This is a genomic window from Spirillospora sp. NPDC048824, from assembly GCF_043198455.1.
GTDB lineage: Bacteria > Actinomycetota > Actinomycetes > Streptosporangiales > Streptosporangiaceae > Spirillospora.
This window is the reverse complement of the sequence record NZ_JBICUS010000015.1, coordinates 77,275-93,160: the sequence shown is the minus strand read 5'-3', so window position 1 is coordinate 93,160 and position 15,886 is coordinate 77,275. Positions and strand designations below refer to the sequence as shown.

General features: G+C 72.3%; 19 protein-coding genes and 2 pseudogenes. 16 read left to right on the top strand and 5 right to left on the bottom strand.

The genetic code is table 11. The features are described from left to right. The first annotated feature begins 3 nt into the window (after window positions 1–3). The 4 genes from ACGFIS_RS27285 to ACGFIS_RS27270 all read left to right on the top strand — a co-directional run bounded on the left by ACGFIS_RS27285 (window position 4) and on the right by ACGFIS_RS27270 (window position 3,530). Window positions 4–1,041 carry a glucose-6-phosphate dehydrogenase assembly protein OpcA gene (locus ACGFIS_RS27285; protein ID WP_392904921.1) on the top strand — a complete coding sequence of 346 codons (1,038 nt, stop codon included), beginning with the start codon at window positions 4–6 and terminating at the stop codon, window positions 1,039–1,041. After that, window positions 1,038–1,811, top strand: coding sequence for a 6-phosphogluconolactonase (pgl, locus tag ACGFIS_RS27280; protein WP_392904923.1), 774 nt, complete (start codon window positions 1,038–1,040; stop codon window positions 1,809–1,811). Before ACGFIS_RS27285 ends, pgl begins: the two co-directional genes overlap by 4 nt. A 136-nt stretch (window positions 1,812–1,947) precedes the next feature. Further along, window positions 1,948–3,150: an Ig-like domain-containing protein gene (locus ACGFIS_RS27275; RefSeq protein ID WP_392904925.1), complete on the top strand. Its 1,203-nt coding sequence runs from the start codon at window positions 1,948–1,950 to the stop codon at window positions 3,148–3,150. A gap of 47 nt (window positions 3,151–3,197) precedes the next feature. Continuing rightward, window positions 3,198–3,530 (top strand): cupin domain-containing protein, encoded by a 333-nt coding sequence (locus ACGFIS_RS27270; protein ID WP_392904928.1) that lies wholly within the window; start codon window positions 3,198–3,200, stop codon window positions 3,528–3,530. A gap of 58 nt (window positions 3,531–3,588) precedes the next feature. Here ACGFIS_RS27270 and ACGFIS_RS27265 read toward each other — a convergent pair whose 3' ends face one another. Then, a complete protein-coding gene (locus ACGFIS_RS27265) occupies window positions 3,589–4,221 on the bottom strand; it encodes a helix-turn-helix transcriptional regulator (RefSeq protein ID WP_392904931.1) in 633 nt (210 codons plus the stop codon). A gap of 150 nt (window positions 4,222–4,371) precedes the next feature. On the opposite strand from ACGFIS_RS27265, the gene ACGFIS_RS27260 reads away from it, so the two are divergent. Genes ACGFIS_RS27260 through ACGFIS_RS27250 form a run of 3 tightly spaced genes read left to right on the top strand, consistent with a single transcriptional unit; the run spans window position 4,372 to window position 6,687 of the window. Next, entirely contained in the window at window positions 4,372–5,517 is a 1,146-nt protein-coding gene (locus ACGFIS_RS27260) for a sensor histidine kinase (protein WP_392973036.1), read from the top strand. A 49-nt stretch (window positions 5,518–5,566) separates the two neighbouring features. Continuing rightward, window positions 5,567–5,995: a pyridoxamine 5'-phosphate oxidase family protein gene (locus ACGFIS_RS27255; RefSeq protein WP_392973034.1), complete on the top strand. Its 429-nt coding sequence runs from the start codon at window positions 5,567–5,569 to the stop codon at window positions 5,993–5,995. A gap of 26 nt (window positions 5,996–6,021) precedes the next feature. Further along, a complete protein-coding gene (locus ACGFIS_RS27250; protein WP_392904938.1) occupies window positions 6,022–6,687 on the top strand; it encodes a response regulator in 666 nt (221 codons plus the stop codon). Here the strand turns inward: ACGFIS_RS27250 and ACGFIS_RS27245 are convergent. Continuing rightward, the gene (locus ACGFIS_RS27245) at window positions 6,684–8,210 is read right to left on the bottom strand and encodes an MDR family MFS transporter (RefSeq protein WP_392973032.1); all 1,527 of its coding nucleotides are present in this window, start codon (window positions 8,208–8,210) and stop codon (window positions 6,684–6,686) included. The two genes, ACGFIS_RS27250 and ACGFIS_RS27245, sit on opposite strands and share 4 nt — an antisense overlap. A gap of 83 nt (window positions 8,211–8,293) precedes the next feature. Between ACGFIS_RS27245 and ACGFIS_RS27240 the strand changes: the two genes are divergently transcribed. From ACGFIS_RS27240 to ACGFIS_RS27215, 6 genes and pseudogenes are all read left to right on the top strand, one after another. Then, window positions 8,294–8,797, top strand: a complete 504-nt coding sequence (locus ACGFIS_RS27240) for a MarR family winged helix-turn-helix transcriptional regulator (protein ID WP_392973030.1) — start codon at window positions 8,294–8,296, stop codon at window positions 8,795–8,797. A gap of 106 nt (window positions 8,798–8,903) precedes the next feature. After that, entirely contained in the window at window positions 8,904–10,262 is a 1,359-nt protein-coding gene (locus tag ACGFIS_RS27235; RefSeq protein ID WP_392904945.1) for a carotenoid oxygenase family protein, read from the top strand. Between the two features lie 10 nt (window positions 10,263–10,272). Beyond that, window positions 10,273–10,920 carry a sigma-70 family RNA polymerase sigma factor gene (locus ACGFIS_RS27230; RefSeq protein ID WP_392904947.1) on the top strand — a complete coding sequence of 216 codons (648 nt, stop codon included), beginning with the start codon at window positions 10,273–10,275 and terminating at the stop codon, window positions 10,918–10,920. Beyond that, a pseudogene (locus tag ACGFIS_RS27225) lies at window positions 10,824–11,123 on the top strand (nuclear transport factor 2 family protein); the annotation flags it as partial. The gene ACGFIS_RS27230 and the pseudogene ACGFIS_RS27225, both read left to right, overlap by 97 nt. A 25-nt stretch (window positions 11,124–11,148) precedes the next feature. Continuing rightward, window positions 11,149–11,358 (top strand): annotated as a pseudogene (locus tag ACGFIS_RS27220) (dihydrofolate reductase family protein); the annotation flags it as partial. A 70-nt stretch (window positions 11,359–11,428) separates the two neighbouring features. Continuing rightward, window positions 11,429–11,836 (top strand): DUF3592 domain-containing protein, encoded by a 408-nt coding sequence (locus ACGFIS_RS27215; RefSeq protein WP_392904949.1) that lies wholly within the window; start codon window positions 11,429–11,431, stop codon window positions 11,834–11,836. Window positions 11,837–11,842: 6 nt separating this feature from the next. Here the strand turns inward: ACGFIS_RS27215 and ACGFIS_RS27210 are convergent, their stop codons facing one another. From ACGFIS_RS27210 to ACGFIS_RS27200, 3 genes are read right to left on the bottom strand one after another with little or no spacing between them, the layout of a single operon-like run. Then, the gene (locus ACGFIS_RS27210; protein WP_392973028.1) at window positions 11,843–12,214 is read right to left on the bottom strand and encodes a VOC family protein; all 372 of its coding nucleotides are present in this window, start codon (window positions 12,212–12,214) and stop codon (window positions 11,843–11,845) included. A gap of 18 nt (window positions 12,215–12,232) precedes the next feature. Next, complete coding sequence (locus ACGFIS_RS27205; protein ID WP_392904954.1) at window positions 12,233–12,442, bottom strand: DUF397 domain-containing protein; 210 nt, start codon at window positions 12,440–12,442, stop codon at window positions 12,233–12,235. Further along, a complete protein-coding gene (locus ACGFIS_RS27200) occupies window positions 12,439–13,296 on the bottom strand; it encodes a helix-turn-helix domain-containing protein (RefSeq protein WP_392904956.1) in 858 nt (285 codons plus the stop codon). Before ACGFIS_RS27200 ends, ACGFIS_RS27205 begins: the two co-directional genes overlap by 4 nt. Before the next feature lie 185 nt (window positions 13,297–13,481). Here ACGFIS_RS27200 and ACGFIS_RS27195 point away from each other — a divergent pair, with 185 nt between their 5' ends. The 3 genes from ACGFIS_RS27195 (at window position 13,482) to ACGFIS_RS27185 (ending at window position 15,834) form a co-directional block, all read left to right on the top strand. Then, window positions 13,482–13,913: an ATP-binding protein gene (locus ACGFIS_RS27195; RefSeq protein WP_392973026.1), complete on the top strand. Its 432-nt coding sequence runs from the start codon at window positions 13,482–13,484 to the stop codon at window positions 13,911–13,913. A gap of 122 nt (window positions 13,914–14,035) precedes the next feature. Beyond that, a complete protein-coding gene (locus ACGFIS_RS27190; protein WP_392973024.1) occupies window positions 14,036–15,151 on the top strand; it encodes a sensor histidine kinase in 1,116 nt (371 codons plus the stop codon). Continuing rightward, a complete protein-coding gene (locus tag ACGFIS_RS27185; protein WP_392904962.1) occupies window positions 15,148–15,834 on the top strand; it encodes a response regulator in 687 nt (228 codons plus the stop codon). Before ACGFIS_RS27190 ends, ACGFIS_RS27185 begins: the two co-directional genes overlap by 4 nt. Window positions 15,835–15,886: the final 52 nt, after the last annotated feature.

Sequence of the window (15,886 nt, the reverse complement as noted above, 5' to 3'; positions counted from 1 at the left end):
TGCATGAACATCGACCTCACCGGTACCACCACCCGCAAGATCCAGGACGCGCTGACGCAGTCCCGGCATCTGATGGGCGGCCCCGCCGTCGGCATGGTGCTCACGCTGATCATCGTGACCGACGAGTCGGCGCAGTACGACGCGGTGCGCGCCGCGACGGAGGCGGCCCGCGAGCATCCCTGCCGGGTGCTGACCGTCATCTCCCGCGACCCGCGCGGCGGCTCGTCCCGGCTGGACGCCGAGATCCGGATGGGCGAGACGGGCCCGGGCGAGACGGTGCTGCTGCGCATGTACGGGCCGCTCGCCGAGCACGCCGACTCGGTGGTCGTCCCGCTGCTGATGCCCGACACGCCGGTGGTGACGTGGTGGCCGGGCGGCAAGGTGCCGAAGGTGCCGGCCAAGGACCCGCTCGGGGTGCTGGCGCAGCGCCGGGTCACCGACTCCTACGCGGCCCGCGACCGGCTCGGCACCCTCGCGCAGCTCGCCGAGGGGTACCGCCCGGGCGACACCGACTTCACGTGGACGCGGCTGACCTCGTGGCGGTCGCTGCTGGCCGCCGCGCTCGACCAGGACCACGACGAGATCACGGGCGGCGAGGTGACGGCCGAGCCGGACAGCCCGAGCGCGGAGCTGCTGGCGGCGTGGCTGTCGGTGCGGCTGGGCGTCCCGATCGGCCGGGCGGTCTCCGAGGGGCCCGGAATCACGGGCGCACGGCTGGCGACGACCGGCGGCGACATCCAGATCCACCGGCCGGACGGGCGGGTGGCGACGCTGTCCCGGCCCCGGCAGCCCGATCGGCAGGTGTCGCTGATGCGGCGCCCGATGGCCGAGCTGCTGGCCGAGGAGCTGCGCCGGCTCGATCCCGACGAGGTGTACCGCGACGCCGCAGCCCGGTTCGCCAAGGACCTCGCGGGCGGGTCGACGCAGGAGGGCGTGGCGAAGGAGCCGCTGTCGGCGACGGCGGAGGCGGCGCGGACCGAGCCGGCCGGGGAGGCCGCCGAGGGGGACGCGGACGCGTCCGGCGGGCGGGGTGAGGCGTGAACGCCCCGTCGGTCCTGGTCCACCGCGACCAGGGCGTGCTCGCCGAGGCGGCCGCGGCGCGGCTGGTGACGCGGATCGCGGACGCCCAGGCGGCGCGGGGTTCGGCGTCGGTGGTGCTGACCGGCGGCGGCGTCGGCACGGCGGTGCTGGCCGCGCTGGCCGGCACCGGTGCGCGCGATGCGGTCGACTGGGGGCGCCTGGACGTGTGGTGGGGGGATGAGCGGTTCCTGCCCGCCGGTGATCCGGAGCGCAACGAGACCGGCGCCAGGGAGGCGCTGCTCGACCACGTCCCGGTCGATCCGGCGCGGGTGCGTCCGATGCCGGCGGCGGACGGGCCGGACGGCGACGATCCGGAGGCCGCGGCGGAGCGGTACGCCGCCGAGCTGCGGTCCGCCGCGCGCTCCGGCGGCGGGGGCCCGGTGCCCTCGTTCGATGTGCTGATGCTGGGCGTGGGCCCGGACGCGCACGTGGCGTCGCTGTTCCCGGGCATGCCGGCGCCGCGCGATGAGCGTCCGGTGGTGGCGGTGCGGGGCGCCCCGAAGCCGCCGCCGACGCGGATCTCGCTGACGTTCCCGTCGCTGCGCGCCGCCCGCGAGGTGTGGCTGCTGGCGTCGGGCGGCTCCAAGGCCGAGGCGGTCGGGCTGGGCCTGTCGGAGACGGACCCCGTGAAGGCCCCGGCCGCGGGCGCGCGGGGCCTTGAGCGGACCCTGTTCCTGCTGGACAGGGCGGCCGCCGCTCAGCTTCCGCCGGGGCACGGCACCGCATCCTGAAGCCGCCGGCGAGCATGGGCGGGGCTTGACCCGCCTGAGAGAAAACCGAAGAGTACGGCTCCTTCCGCATGCCTTCCGCAAAACCGCGCATAACCTGACGAAGAGGTAACCCGCGTCGAGCGTGAGGAGTCTCAAGGTGCTCAAGGGCCGGACCTGGACGGCGAGTGCGGCGATCATCGGGGCGGCGGTCATCGCGGTCGCCGGCTGCTCGTCCGGTGGCGGCGGCGGCGAGGGCGGGGACGGCGGCAAGGCCGCGGACACGGTGAAGCTGTCCATCACCCCACCGACCGGTACGAAGCAGGTCGCACCCGACAAGCCCGTCGTCGTCCGGGCGGAGAACGGCAAGCTGACGAACGTCACCCTCACCTACGGCGAGAAGGACACGAAGGCCGAGGGCACGCTCGCGGCGGACGGCACGTCGTGGCGGTCGTCGTGGACGCTGAAGCCCTCCACCACGTACACGCTCACCGCGAAGGGCACCGGCCAGGGCGGGAAGCAGGTCGACGCGACCTCCACGTTCACGACGCTGAAGCCCGCCGGGAAGCTGGAGAGCGGCATGTCGCCGCTGGACGGCGAGACGGTCGGCGTCGGCATGCCGGTTCAGCTGCTGCTGTCACGGCCGGTGAGCACGAAGGCCGGCAAGGTCGCGGTGGAGAAGGCCCTGGAGATCCAGATGTCCAAGCCCGTCCAGGGCGCCTGGTACTGGGTCAGCGACAAGGAGGTCGACTTCCGTCCCCGCGAGTACTGGCCGACCGGCCAGAAGGTGAAGGTCACCGCTCACCTGGCGGGCGTGAAGGTCGCCGACGGCGTCTACGGCGTCGAGGACCGCGCGGCGAGCTTCACCGTCGGTGAGCGGCACATCACCACCGTCGACGCCGACAAGCACAGCGCGACCGTCACCGAGAACGGCGAGACGGTGAAGACCATGGATGTCAGCCTCGGCAAGCCCGGTCACGAGAGCTACAGCGGGACGATGATCGCGCAGGAGAAGGCGAAGAAGATCATCATGGATTCGGCGACCACCGGGAACCCGGGCGAGTACCGGATCCCCACGAAGTGGAACGTGCGCCTCACCTACAGCGGGGTGTTCGTGCACTCGGCGCCGTGGTCGACCGTCGCGCAGGGCAGCGACAACGTCAGCCACGGATGCGTGAACATGTCCGCCGAGAACGCCAAGTGGTTCTTCGACTTCACCAACCGGGGCGACATCGTCAAGGTGGAGAACACCGGCCGGAAACTGAAGTTCGGCAACGGCCCGACGCCGTGGGCGAAGTCCTGGGAAGGCTGGCTGGAGGGCAGCGCGATCGGCAAGCCGGTCACGGGCACCCCTCTCAAATGACCCCCGCCCCGCAAGCCGCCGGTGAGATCACTGGCACACTTGGTTCCATGCAGAAGCTCTCGTTGGACGCACTGGTACGGGACCATCTCAAGCGCGCCGCCGCGGCCTCCACCGGACGCAGCGCCGACACCGTCTACGGCGGTCACGAGCACGTCCTTCGCCAGACGCTCATCGCGCTGACCTCCGGCACCACGCTGTCGGAGCACGAGAACCCCGGGGAGGCGACGATCACGGTCCTGCACGGGCGGGTACGGTTGCTGAGCGGCGATGACTCCTGGGACGGGATCTCCGGCGACCTGCTGATCATCCCGGCGGCGCGGCACAGCCTGGAGGCGCTGGAGGACTGCGCGATCCTGCTCACCGTCGCCAAGACCCCCTGAGCGACGCCGCCTGACCGGGGCCTGCCGCCCCGGCCCGCCGGGCGGGGCCCGCCCGAGGTCAGCCGCGCCGCAGGTGCGCGAGGCAGGCGCCGGGTTCGGCGAAGGGCTCCAGCCGGTCGGCCTCGACCGGCGCGTCCAGTTCCGTCAGGGCCCCCTGCATGAGGCCGAGGTGGACGTCGCAGACGAGCGGCCCGTACTCCTCGGCGAGTTCCAGGAACGGGCAGTGCCGCAGCCGGATGACGTCCCCGTCGGGTTTCGGGGCGAAGTCGAGGTCGTCGAGGAGGTTGGTGAGCCGGCCGGCGGCCTCCTCCTCGGTCATCCGCTTGAACGGCGGCGGGCGGTCGACGAGGAACCGGCCCCATTCCCGCCCGGCCTGCGCGGCGTTCTCCCTCGCCTGCGGGCCGTCCGCCGCCAGCCGGCTGAGGAGGATCTGGGCGAGCAGCCGGTAGCCGCGGGCGCCGCCGCGGTCCATCCCGGCGCGGGGGGTGTAGACGGTGCGGGGCCGTCCGGGGCCGGAGGGCTGTTCGACGGTCCTCTCCACGGCTCCCTCGGTGGCCAGGGCGTCCAGGTGGAACCGCGCGGTGTTGGCGTGGACTCCGAGCCGCTCGGCGATGTCGGTGACGCCGAGGGGCCCGCCGGCGTCGCGGAGGGCGTCCAGGATCTCGCGGCGGCGCGGACCTTCCGATGTCATGGCGCTCGGCCTCCCTTCCCGATGTTCTTACGAATATACCTGTAATAATCGTGGCAATCGACGTGCGCCGTGGCGCGAATACCAAAGTCGATGGTTGCGCCGACCTGCGGCCGCTGCCCCCGACGACCCGCCGTGGCTAACGTTGAGCCCGTGGATCTCGGGCGATCGTGGCGCGACTGGCTCGGCGACCTGGCGGTCACCGCCGGGGCGGCGCTGCTCGGCACCCTGATGCTCCTGGCATCCCTGAGCGACTTCCCCGAGGGTTCCAAGACCGCGATCCCCCGGGACATCGCCACCGGGGCGGTCTCCTGCGTCATCCTGCTGCTGTGGCGGCGCCGGTACCCGGTCGCCGTCGCGCTCGTGATGCTCGCGCTCCAGCTGACGGCGGCGACCGTGCTCGGCACCGCCGCCGCGGCGGTGTTCTCCGTCGCGATGCTCCGGCCATGGCGGACGAGCGTCCCGGTCGCGGTCACGGCGGTGCTGGCGTTCCTGGGGCTGTTCTGGCTCGCGCCGCTGTCGGAGCGCGAGTTCCAGGAGGGGAGCGTCTCCTTCGGCCTGCTGTACGCGGTCCTGGTGTCGTCGGGGATGCTGGTGCGGTCCCGGCGGCAGCTCATCGCGTCGCTGGAGGAACGGGCCCGCGCCGCCGAGACCGAGCAGCGGCTGCGCGTCGAGGAGGCCCGGCTGCTGGAACGCGAGCGGATCGCCCGCGAGATGCACGACGTCCTCGCGCACCGCATCTCGCTGCTCGCCGTGCACGCGGGGGCGCTGGAGTTCCGCCCGGACGCGCCCGCCGACCAGCGCGAGGCGGCGGGCGTCATCCGCCGGAGCGCGTACGAGGCGATGGAGGACCTCCGCGAGGTGATCGGTGTGCTGCGGGACGACACGCCCGGCACCGACCCGGAACGGCCGCAGCCGACGCTGGCCGACGTGGCCGGGCTCGTCCGGGAGTCGCGGCGCGCGGGAGGCCGGATCACCCTGGACGAGGACGTCCCCGACCCGGGTCGCGTCCCGCCGCGCATCGGGCGGCACGCCTACCGGATCGTCCAGGAGGGGCTGACGAACGCCCGCAAGCACGCGCCCGGCGCCGACGTCCGGGTGCGGCTCGACACCCGCGCGGGCCTGGACATCGAGATCGTCAACGCGCTGCCGCCCGGCCCGGCGCCCGCGCTCGCGATGCCCGTTTCGGGTGCGGGCCTGGTCGGCCTCGCCGAGCGGGTCGCCCTGGTCGGCGGCACGCTGGAGCACGGCCGCACCGGCGACGGCCGCTTCCGGCTGCGCGCCCGCCTCCCGCTGTAGCCCGCGCCCACCTCGCATTGCCGCACCGAACGGTGGGAAGGTGGGAGGCATGGCATCGAACTCCGCACCCCGGCCCGTCCTGGAGGAACTCGACCGCGCCGCCTGCATGCGGCTCATCGGCGACGGCGGCATCGGCCGCATCGCCTTCGACGACGGCGAGGGGCCCACGGTCATCCCGGTGAACTACGCCGTCGACGGGGACGCGGTGATCTTCCGGACGTCGGTCTCGGGCCGGCTCAACCGCAGCCTGCTGACGGCCGTGGTGGGCGGCGAGGTCAGGGCGGCCTTCGAGGTCGACCGGTTCGACGAGCCGTCCCGCGAGGGCTGGAGCGTCCTGGTGCGCGGCGGCGCCCACCCGCTGAGCGACGAGGAGAAGGCGACCGCCGCCCAGGTCCAGCCGTGGCCCGGCGGCGAGCGCGAGGCGTGGTTCCGGCTTTCGGCGCTGGAGGTCAGCGGGCGGCGCGTGCACCGGCCCTGATGCCCGGCAGGCCGTAGGGTGACGCCATGGACTCCCCGCCCATCCGCGTGCTGATCGTCGACGACGACGCGCTCGTCCGCGCCGGCCTGTCGATGATGCTGTCGAACGCCGAGGACCTCGAGGTCGTGGCGGACGTCGCCGATGGCGCCGAGGTGGTGTCCGCCGTGAACCGGCACCGGCCCGGCGTGGTCCTCATGGACATCAGGATGCCCCGGCTGGACGGGCTCGCGGCGACCGAACTGCTGCGCGCCCGCCGCGACCCGCCCGAGATCATCATCCTGACGACGTTCGACACCGACGACCACATCGTGCGGGCGATGCGGGCGGGTGCGAGCGGCTTCCTGCTGAAGCACACCCCGCCACCGGAGATCGTCCGGGCGATCCGGGAGGTCGCGGCCGGTGAGCCGATGATGTCGCCGGCGGTGCTGCGCAAGATGATGTCCTATGTCGCCGACTCCGGCGCGGACCCGCGCCAGGCCCGCGCCCGGGATCTGCTGGGCCGGCTGAGCGACGGCGAGCGCGCCGTCGCCGCGCTCGTCGGACGCGGCCGCACCAACAGCGAGATCGGCAGGGAGCTGTCCCTCAGCGTCGCCACCGTGAAGGCGTACGTGTCGCGGCTTCTGACGAAGCTGGATCTGAACAACCGCGTCCAGATAGCCCTCCTCGTCCACGACGCCGCCCTCGACGACTAGGTCTTCGCCCCGCGCGGCTTCAGCGGGACGTTGCGGAGGAGCAGTGCCGCGACGAGGCCCGCCGCCAGGACGGGCAGGGCGGTGAGGAACAGGTCGGAGAAGGCGGCCGCGAACGCCTCCGCGACACCGTCCTGCACGGGCCCGGGGAGCGTGGACAGGACCTCGGGCCGGACGGCGTCGCCGAACGCGGGTACCTGGCCGTCGGGGACGCGCCGTCCGATCTCCTCGGCGAACCGGCTCGAGATGATGGCGCCGAAGACGGCCATGCCCGCGGCGGTGCCGAGCATCCGCGTCGCGAAGACCCCTGAGCCGGCGGCGCCCAGGTCGCGGCTCGGGGCGGCGTTCTGCGCGATGAGCATGACGACCTGCTGCGACAGTCCCGCGCCGAACCCGAGCAGCGCCATGTAGCACCCGGCGGTGAACAGGCCGGTGTGGACGTCCATCGTCGCCAGCAGCGCGACGCCGGCCGCGCTGAGCGCCATGCTCGCGGCGGGCAGCCGGTGGTAGCGGCCGGTCCGGTGGATGTAGGTGCCGGCGCCCATCGCGGCGGCGACGAGGCCGAGCATCATCGGCAGGAGCAGCAGGCCCGAGTCGGTCGCGCCCACTCCCCCGACGACCTGGAAGAACATCGGCAGGTAGGTGGCGAGCCCGAACCCGGTCGCGCCGCCCACGGCCGCGACGGCGCAGGCCACGGCGAAGGACCGGTCGCGGAACAGCCGCGGCGGGATGACCGGCTCGGCGGCCGTCCGCTCGGCGGCGACCCACACGGCGAACAGCACCACCGCCGCGGCGGCGAGCCCGAGGACGACCGGCGAGGTCCACGCGTACCGCGTCCCGGCCCAGCTGGTGAACAGGGTGAAGCAGGTGACCGCCGCGCCGAGCAGGACGATGCCGGGGTAGTCGATCCGCGGCCTGCGTTCCGGCCGGGGCAGCCGCAGGAACAGCACGGTCGTCGCGGTGGCGGCGAGGCCGAGCGGCAGGTTGACGTAGAACACCCACCGCCACGAGGCGTGGTCGGTGAGGAAGCCGCCGATCAGCGGGCCCGCGATGCTGGACACCGCGAAGATCAGCGCGGAGTAGCCCTGATACTTCGCGCGCTCGCGCGGCTCGAACAGGTCGCCGGTCAGCGCGAACATCGAGCTCAGCAGGCAGCCGGCGGCGGCGCCCTGGACGACGCGGAACACGATCAGCCAGTTCATCGACGGCGCCGCCCCGCACGCCGCCGACCCCGCCATGAACCCGAGGAGCCCGATCAGCAGGATCGGCCGGCGCCCGAACAGGTCCCCCAGCCGTCCCGACAGGGGGACGGTGACGCTGGTGGCCAGCACGTACGCGGTCGACACCCACGCGAGCCGGTCGAGCCCGCCGAGGTCCCCGACGAGCGTGGGCAGCGCGCTGCCGAGCACCGTCGCGTCCAGCGAGGACATGAGCCCGGCGAGCATCAGCCCGCCGAACACCAGCAGCCGGTGCCGGCGGCTCATCGGCGCGGTCGTGTCCGGGCCGGGTCGTTCCGTGGCAGTCATGTGCACCTCACATTTATGTGCTTTGAGCAATTGAATGCTAGACGCACACAGATGTGGGATGCAACCTAGCTAAGATGCTCACCATGAGCGAGGAGTCGTCGCACAGCGGAGCGGGGCAGGACAGCGGAGCGGGGCACGACGGGGCGATGGACGCCGTCGAGCGGAGCATGGTCAAGCTGCGGCGCGGCATGTCGCGGCAGCGGCTCGGCAAGGCGGCGATCCGGGAGCACAACCTCCCCGTGGACGTCCAGATCCTGCACGTCGTGGACATCATCGACGAGGGCCCCGACCACGCCGGCCAGGAGATGAGCGTCGGCCTGGTCGCCACCCGCCTCGGCGTCGACGCCTCCCGGGGCAGCCGCATCGTCGCCGAGGCCGTCAAGGCGGGCTACGTCCGCCGCGTCGCGTCCCAGGAGGACGGCCGCCGCATCCACCTGGAACTCACCGGCGCCGGGCAGGCCGTCGTGGACGCCACCCGCCGCACCCGCCACGAGCACTTCGCCAAGGCCATGAGCGACTGGACGGACGAGGAGCGCACCGAGTTCGCCCGCCTCCTGTCCCGCTTCGTCCACACCTACGACGACTGAGCGACCCCACCCCAGGCGAAAAGGGCACGACAGGCGTCCGCGCAACGGCGCAGAATGGCGCTCTCGGCGGCGTGCGAGGCGCCGTCCGCCCGACGGGAGCGGTCCCATGATCGACGCCGACACGGTCACGCGGTACGGCCTGCCGGGCCATCTCAGGTCGGTGCCCGACGAGATCGACGCACGCGACCTGCCCGTCACCGGGACACTGCCGCCCGAGCTGAACGGACGCTACATCCGCAACGGCCCCAACGCCCTTCCCGGCGCGGCCACCGGGCACGCGCAGGTGGGGCCCGGCATGCTGCACGGCGTCCGGCTCCGGCAGGGCCGCGCCGAGTGGTACCGCAACCGGTGGGTGCGGACGGGCGCCTTCGCAGGACGGCCGTTCGCCGGTCCCGACGGGAGGCTCGACCTCACCGCGACGTCGGCGAACACCCATGTGATCCGCCACGCCGACCGCGTCCTCGCGCTCGTCGAGGTCGGCCTCCCCCACGAGGTCACCCCGGACCTCGACACGGTCGGGCCCTGCGACTTCGGCGGACGCCTGACCACGGCGATGACCGCCCATCCCAAGCTCGACCCGGTCACCGGCGAGCTGCACTTCTTCGGCTACGGGATGCGGCCGCCGTTCCTGACCTATCACCGGCTCGACGCCGCCGGGCGGCTCGTCCACAGCCGGGAGGTCACGGTCCCGGCGGGCACGATGATGCACGACTTCGCCATCACCGAGCACCATGTCGTCTGGCTCGACCTGCCGGTCACGTTCCAGCGGCACCTCGTCGGCCGGGCCATGCCCTACATGTGGGACGACGCCTACGGCGCCCGCCTCGGCGTCATGCGCCACGACCGCCCCGGCGCCCCTGTGCACTGGTTCGAGATCGACCCCTGCTTCGTGTTCCACGTCGGCAACGCGCACGAGGACGAGGGGCGGATCGTCCTGGACGCCGTCCGGTACACCAAGGCCGAGTTCACGTCGCTGTGGGACCTGCTGTCACAGATGAAGGTCCCTCCGGGAGGGGCCACCGCCGGACGCGCCCGCCTCCACCGCTGGACCCTGGACCCCGGCACCGGCACCGCCGCCGGACAGGCGCTGGACGACCGCGTCGTCGAGTTCCCGACCCTGGACGACGAGCGCGTGGGACGTCCCGCCCGCTACCTGTACACGGTCACCGGGACCGAACCGCTCAGCCGCGACGAGTGCGCGATCGTCAAGTACGACACCGCCACCGGAGCCGCCACCGCCCACGACCTGGGCTCCGACACGATGATCGGCGAGGCGGTCTTCGTCCCCGCAGGCGGCCGCCGGGGCGAGGACGACGGCTGGCTCGTCGCCATCGCCACCACCCGCGACGGCACCGCCTCGCGGCTGCTCGTCCTGGACGCCACCGACGTCCGCCCGGTCGCCGCGGTGGAACTGCCGAGGGGCGTGCCGTCCGGTTTCCACGGCTCCTGGATCCCGGACGACTAGGCTCGCCCGAGTGGACGAGGCCGAACTTCTGACGCAGGCCCGCGCCGGGGACCCGGCGGCGTTCGACAGGCTCGCCGCCCCGTACCGGAGTGAGCTGAAGGCGCACTGCTACCGCATGCTCGGCTCCCTGCACGACGCGGAGGACGCCCTGCAGGAGACGATGCTCGCCGCCTGGCGCGGCCTGGGCGGTTTCGAGGGACGCAGTTCGCTGCGAACCTGGCTGCACCGGATCAGCACCAACGCGTGCTTGAGGTTGAGCTCGAAACGCCCGCGGCGCGTCCTGTCCCCCGACCACGGTCCGCCGCGCAGCGGCACCGACGACCTCGGCGAGCCGGTCACCGGCCCGGTGTGGCTGGAACCGTGGCCGGACGTCCCCGCCGACGATCCCGGCCCGGCCGGCGCGTTCGCCCGCCGCGAGGGCGTGGAACTGGCCTTCGTCGCCGCGTTGCAGCACCTGCCGGCCACCCAGCGGGCGGTGCTCATCCTCCGGGAGTGCTGGAGTTCTCCGCCGCCGAGGTCGCCGGGTTCCTCGACCTCACACCGGCCGCCGTCAACAGCGCCCTGCAACGCGCCCGCAAGGCCGTCCAGGAACGGGTACCGCCCACCACGCAGCGGACCGAACTGTCGGCGCTCGGCGCGGACGGGCAACGCGAGCTGATCGACGCCTTCGTCACCGCGTGGGAGCGCGCCGACGTCGACACACTCGTCACCCTCCTCGCCGAGGACGCCCGCTTCACCATGCCGCCGCTGCCCGCCTGGTTCGACGGCCGCGACAGCGTCGTCCGCTTCCTCACCGAACGGGTCTTCGCCACGCCCTGGCGCCTCGTGCCGATCCGGGCCAACGGGCAGCCCGCGTTCGCCTGCTACCAGGGAGAGCCCCGGCAAGGAGATCCTCATGTTCGGCAGTCACACGCTGTGGAACGACCTCCTCGCCGCCGGCCTGGTCGACGAACTGCACCTCATGATCGGCCCTGCCTTCCTGGGCAGCGGCACGCAGGTGTTCAAGGGCCCCGCCCCGGTCCGGCTGCGACTCCTGGAGTCCCGCGCCCTCCCGAACTCCAGCCTCGTCCTCACCCGCCACGCCCCCGCCGAATAGCGCGTCCACCCCGGCGGCCTCCGCGCCGCCGGGGTGGCCACGCAAACCGGGCCGCACTACCTTGAGTGCGGTGGACTTCGTCAAAGCGGCCGCCCTGATCGCCCTCGGCTCGGGCCTGCTGTGGGGCGGCTGGGTGGAGGTACTCGCCTGGTCCCGTCGGCATCGGCGCGGAGTACGCACGGTCGCGATCGTCGTCGGGCACCGCTCACCGGTCACCGCGAGTCCCGGAACCATGCAGCGGTCGGGAGTCTTCGAGTTCAGGACCGAGGACGGCCAGGTGGTTCAGGCGACCAGTTCGCTGTCCAGCCCGCGCGGCCCGAAGGTCGGAACCCGGATCCCCATCGTGTACGACCCGGCAGACCCCGCGGGCAGCGCGGACCGCCCCGGCGTCCTCACCTTCAAGATCGTCGCAGTGGTCCCCGTCATGCTCGCCATCGGCACGGCCCTCATCATCTACGGCGCCACGTTCCTGACCTGACGGACCTCAGGAGAGGCGCTTGCGGAGCAGGCAGAACTCGTTGCCCTCCGGGTCGGCGAGGACGACCCAGCTCTCCTCCCCCGTCTGCCCGACGTCGGCGTGCCGCGCCCCGGCGGCCAGCAGCCGCTCAAGTTCGGCGTCCTGGTCGCGATCCGTGGGGTTGACGTCGATGTGCAGCGGCAGCTTGCCCGGCCTGGCGTCCTCGCTGGGACTGAGAACGAGCGTCGGCTGGAGCCCTCCGCCCCCTTCCGGGGGACCGATCTCGATCCCGTCGTCCTCCCGGTCCAGCACGACGAACCCCAGCACCTCGCACCAGAACTCCGCGAGCCTCTCCGCATCACGGCAGTCGAGCACGAGCTCACTGATCCGACACGCCACAGCCTTCACCCTCTCCCTTCACGCGAGGTCGAACGCACCGCTCTTCACCTCGTCCAAGAACACACGCCACTCCCCCTGCGAGAACCCCAGCACCGGCCCCGCCGGATCCTTGGAGTCACGTGCGGCGACCGCCCTCCGCAACTGCGCCACCTCGACACACTGGGTGCCTTGCCCAGAGCTGTAGCTACTCGTGCGCCATACAAAGCTTGAAAGACCCTGTTCACTCATAGATCGGACAATATCCGTTCGATGAGCATCCGAGAATCCGTTTCGGACAGTGCGATCTTTCGAAGCTGGTCGAACGCTTCGTTGTAGTGGTCGACGTCCGACGGCTCGTCCACGTACCAGCTGCGGGTTAGGCTGTCGATCGCCACGACCTCGAACAGCTCGTCTGGCCCGATCCCCAGGATCGTGAAGGCACCCTCGCCGCCAGGATGGGCCCCTGCCGAGAACGGAAGGATCTGAAGCGCGATGTGCGCTAAATCTGCCATCGTCAGCAGCTTGGTCAGCTGTTGCCGCATGACCGCGGAGCCGCCCATCATTTGGCGCAGCGCGGTTTCCCCGATTATGGCCGATATGTTCGGTGGGTCTTGTTCGTGGAGCCGTTGGCGACGCAGCCGAAAGCTGACTTCGGTCTCGATATCACGCGGGCTGCGGAGCTCACTTCCCGAACCTGCGATCACGGCTCGCGCATACTCCTCCGATTGCAGGAGACCGTGCACCAGCAGCGGCTCGTAGATCCGAGCGCGCGAAGCGTCGGCCTCAAGAGCGGCGAAGTCGACGACGCCGGGTTCCAGGCGCTCGTTGAAGTCGTGCCACCAGCCGTTCTGGCGCCCCTGCTTGGCCAGGGAGAGCAGGCGCTTGCGGACGAGTTCGTCCGTGATGTCGTACATATCCAGGATGTACTTGAGGTCGCGGGGGCGGATGGCGCGATGGCCGTTCTCGTAGGCGCTGAGCGACGCCTGTGAGCGGTCGAGGAGGCGGCCGGCGGCGCCCTGGGTGAGCCCGAGATCCTCACGGAACTTCTTCAGGGCGTCGCCGATCTTTCGGCGGCGATACGTCTGCCGGTCTTCGTATCTCATACCGCGAGAATGTCACGCTGTGTACGTGATCGGTTCGATCCCGTGAAAGTTAGAGATATTCGTTCTTACGCCTATCACGGGGTCGATGGAGTGATCATCGAATACTTCTCACCTCCTCCAATGGTGTTGATGCGGTGACGGAGGGCGATCAGCCTTGGCGGGTGACATTCGGAGGAGGAATCACGATGACATCCGCCAAGGTGGGAGAGCTGGAGCTTCTCGCCGTGCTCACGCTTCCCGGCGTGGAGCGTTCCGTCCGGCATGCCCGGCTGTTCCTGCGGGACACGCTCGTCCCGGGACTCGTGCCGCCGGACGACGAACTGCTCGACGACATGGCGCTCGTTGTGGCCGAGTTCGCGGGGAACGGGATCAGGCACACCGCGTCCGGGCGGGGCGGGGAGATCCACATCGCGTTGTGGGCGGGTGACGGTGTTCTGCGGGCCGAGGTCAGTGACGACGGGGCGGGTGGGGAGCGGCCGGTTCTGCGGGACGCGCAGGACGGGGAGAGCGGGCGCGGCCTGCAGATCGTCGACGCGCTCGCGTCCCGCTGGGGACACCGGCCCGACGGCCCGCGCACGACCGTGTGGGCCGAGTTCCCCGCACGGGTGCAGCGCTGATCCGCCTACACCCGTGGTTGCGGCTCGGGCGCGTCGCGGTACCCCAGAAGTTGCGGGGAGGGTCCGCACGGCCGGGCCGTGAGGGGGAATGCCCCGGCCGGGCCGACGTCTAGGCTGGTCGCATGGGTGGTTGGTCCGGATTGCGCGGCCGGGCGGCGGACGGGATCCTGGCCGGTGGCGTCCTGCTGCTGGTGGCCGCCGGCAGCCTGCGGTCGCTGATCGGCACCCGCGAAGAGCCCTGGTCGGTCACCGCCCTGTCCTGGGTTCTGATCATCGCCGCCTGCGGTGCCCTGTACTTCGGCCGCCGTCGTCCGGTGGCGGTCGCGGCGGTCGCGGTGGCGGCCACGAGCGCCCACTACGTCATCAGCGCGTACGACGGGCCGCTGATGATCGCGCCCATCGTCGCGCTCTACATGATCGCGGCCCAGGGACGGATCCAGGCGGCCGTCGCCGTCGCCGCCCTGATCGTCATCGCGACGGGGGCGGGGACGCTCGCGGGCGCCGAGGACGTCAACGGGGTCGCGGTGTTCATGCTGACCGGGTGGGTCGTGGCGATGGTGGCGCTGGGCTGGGTCCGGCACAGCCGCCAGATCTACCTGCGCGAGGCCGAGCAGCGCGCCGCCGGTGAGGAGCGGCTGCGCATCGCCCGCGACCTGCACGATGTGGCGGGGCACCACATCTCGCTCATCAACGTCCAGGCCGGGACGGCGCTGCACCGGTTCCAGCGGGACCCGGCGCAGGCGGAGGCCGCCCTCGCCGCGATCAAAGAGTCGAGCCGGGACGCGCTGCGCGATCTGCGCGCGACGCTCGGCGTCCTGCGACAGGCCGATGAGGAGGCGCCGACGGCGCCCGCTGCGGGTCTCGACAGGCTCGGTGAGCTGGTCGAGTCGGCGCGGGCGGCGGGACTCACGGTCCATGTCCGCTCCACGGGCGGGGACGCGCCGCTGTCGGCGGGTGTGGACCTGGCCGCGTACCGCATCGTGCAGGAATCGCTGACCAACGTGGTCCGGCACGCCTCCGCCTCGGTGGCCACCGTGCGCATCGAGCGCGGGCCGCGGGCGGTTCTCATCGATGTCGCCGACGACGGCCGGGGCGGGGCCGCGGACGCCATGGGCGGCGGCGTCCGCGGGATGCGGGAACGCGCCCGCGCGCTGGGCGGCGAGCTGACCGCGGGCCCCGGGCCGGACGGCGGTTTCCTCGTCCGGGCCTGCCTGCCCCATGGGAACGGAGCCTCATGATCAAGGTTCTGCTGGCCGACGACCAGCGGCTGGTGCGCGCCGGATTCGGCTCCATCCTCGACGACGAGGACGACATCACCGTGGCCGGGGAGGCCGCGAACGGCGAGGAGGCCCTCGCCGCCTGCCGCGCGCTGCGTCCGGACGTGGCGCTGATGGACATCCGGATGCCCGGCATGGACGGGCTGGAGGCCGCCCGGCGCATCACCTCCGACCGTCGTCTCGACGGCGTCAAGGTCGTCATCCTGACCACCTTCGACCTCGACGAGTACGTGTACGGTGCGCTGCGGGCCGGCGCCGCCGGCTTCCTCCTCAAGGACACCGACCCGGAGGAGCTGATCCGCGCCGTGCGGGTCGCGGCGCGCGGGGACGCGCTGATCACCCCGTCGGTCACGCGCCGCCTCATCGCCGAGTTCGCCGGGCGGGTCAAGGCGCCCGTCCCCGGCCCCCGGCTGAAGGCCCTCACCGACCGGGAACGCGAGGTCATGCTGCTCGTGGCCGCCGGGCTCAGCAACGACGAGATCGCCGCCCGCCTCGTCCTCAGCCCCGCCACGGCCAAGACCCACGTCAGCCGCATCATGTCGAAGCTGGACGTGCGGGACCGCTCGCAACTGGTCGTCCTGGCCTACGAGTCCGGGATGGTCAACCCGGGCTGGATGACCGGCGGGCCGCAACCGCCGGGGTAGGCGGGCCGCCGCCCCGCAACTCGCGGGGTAGGACGAGTGCCAGCCGGAGGCC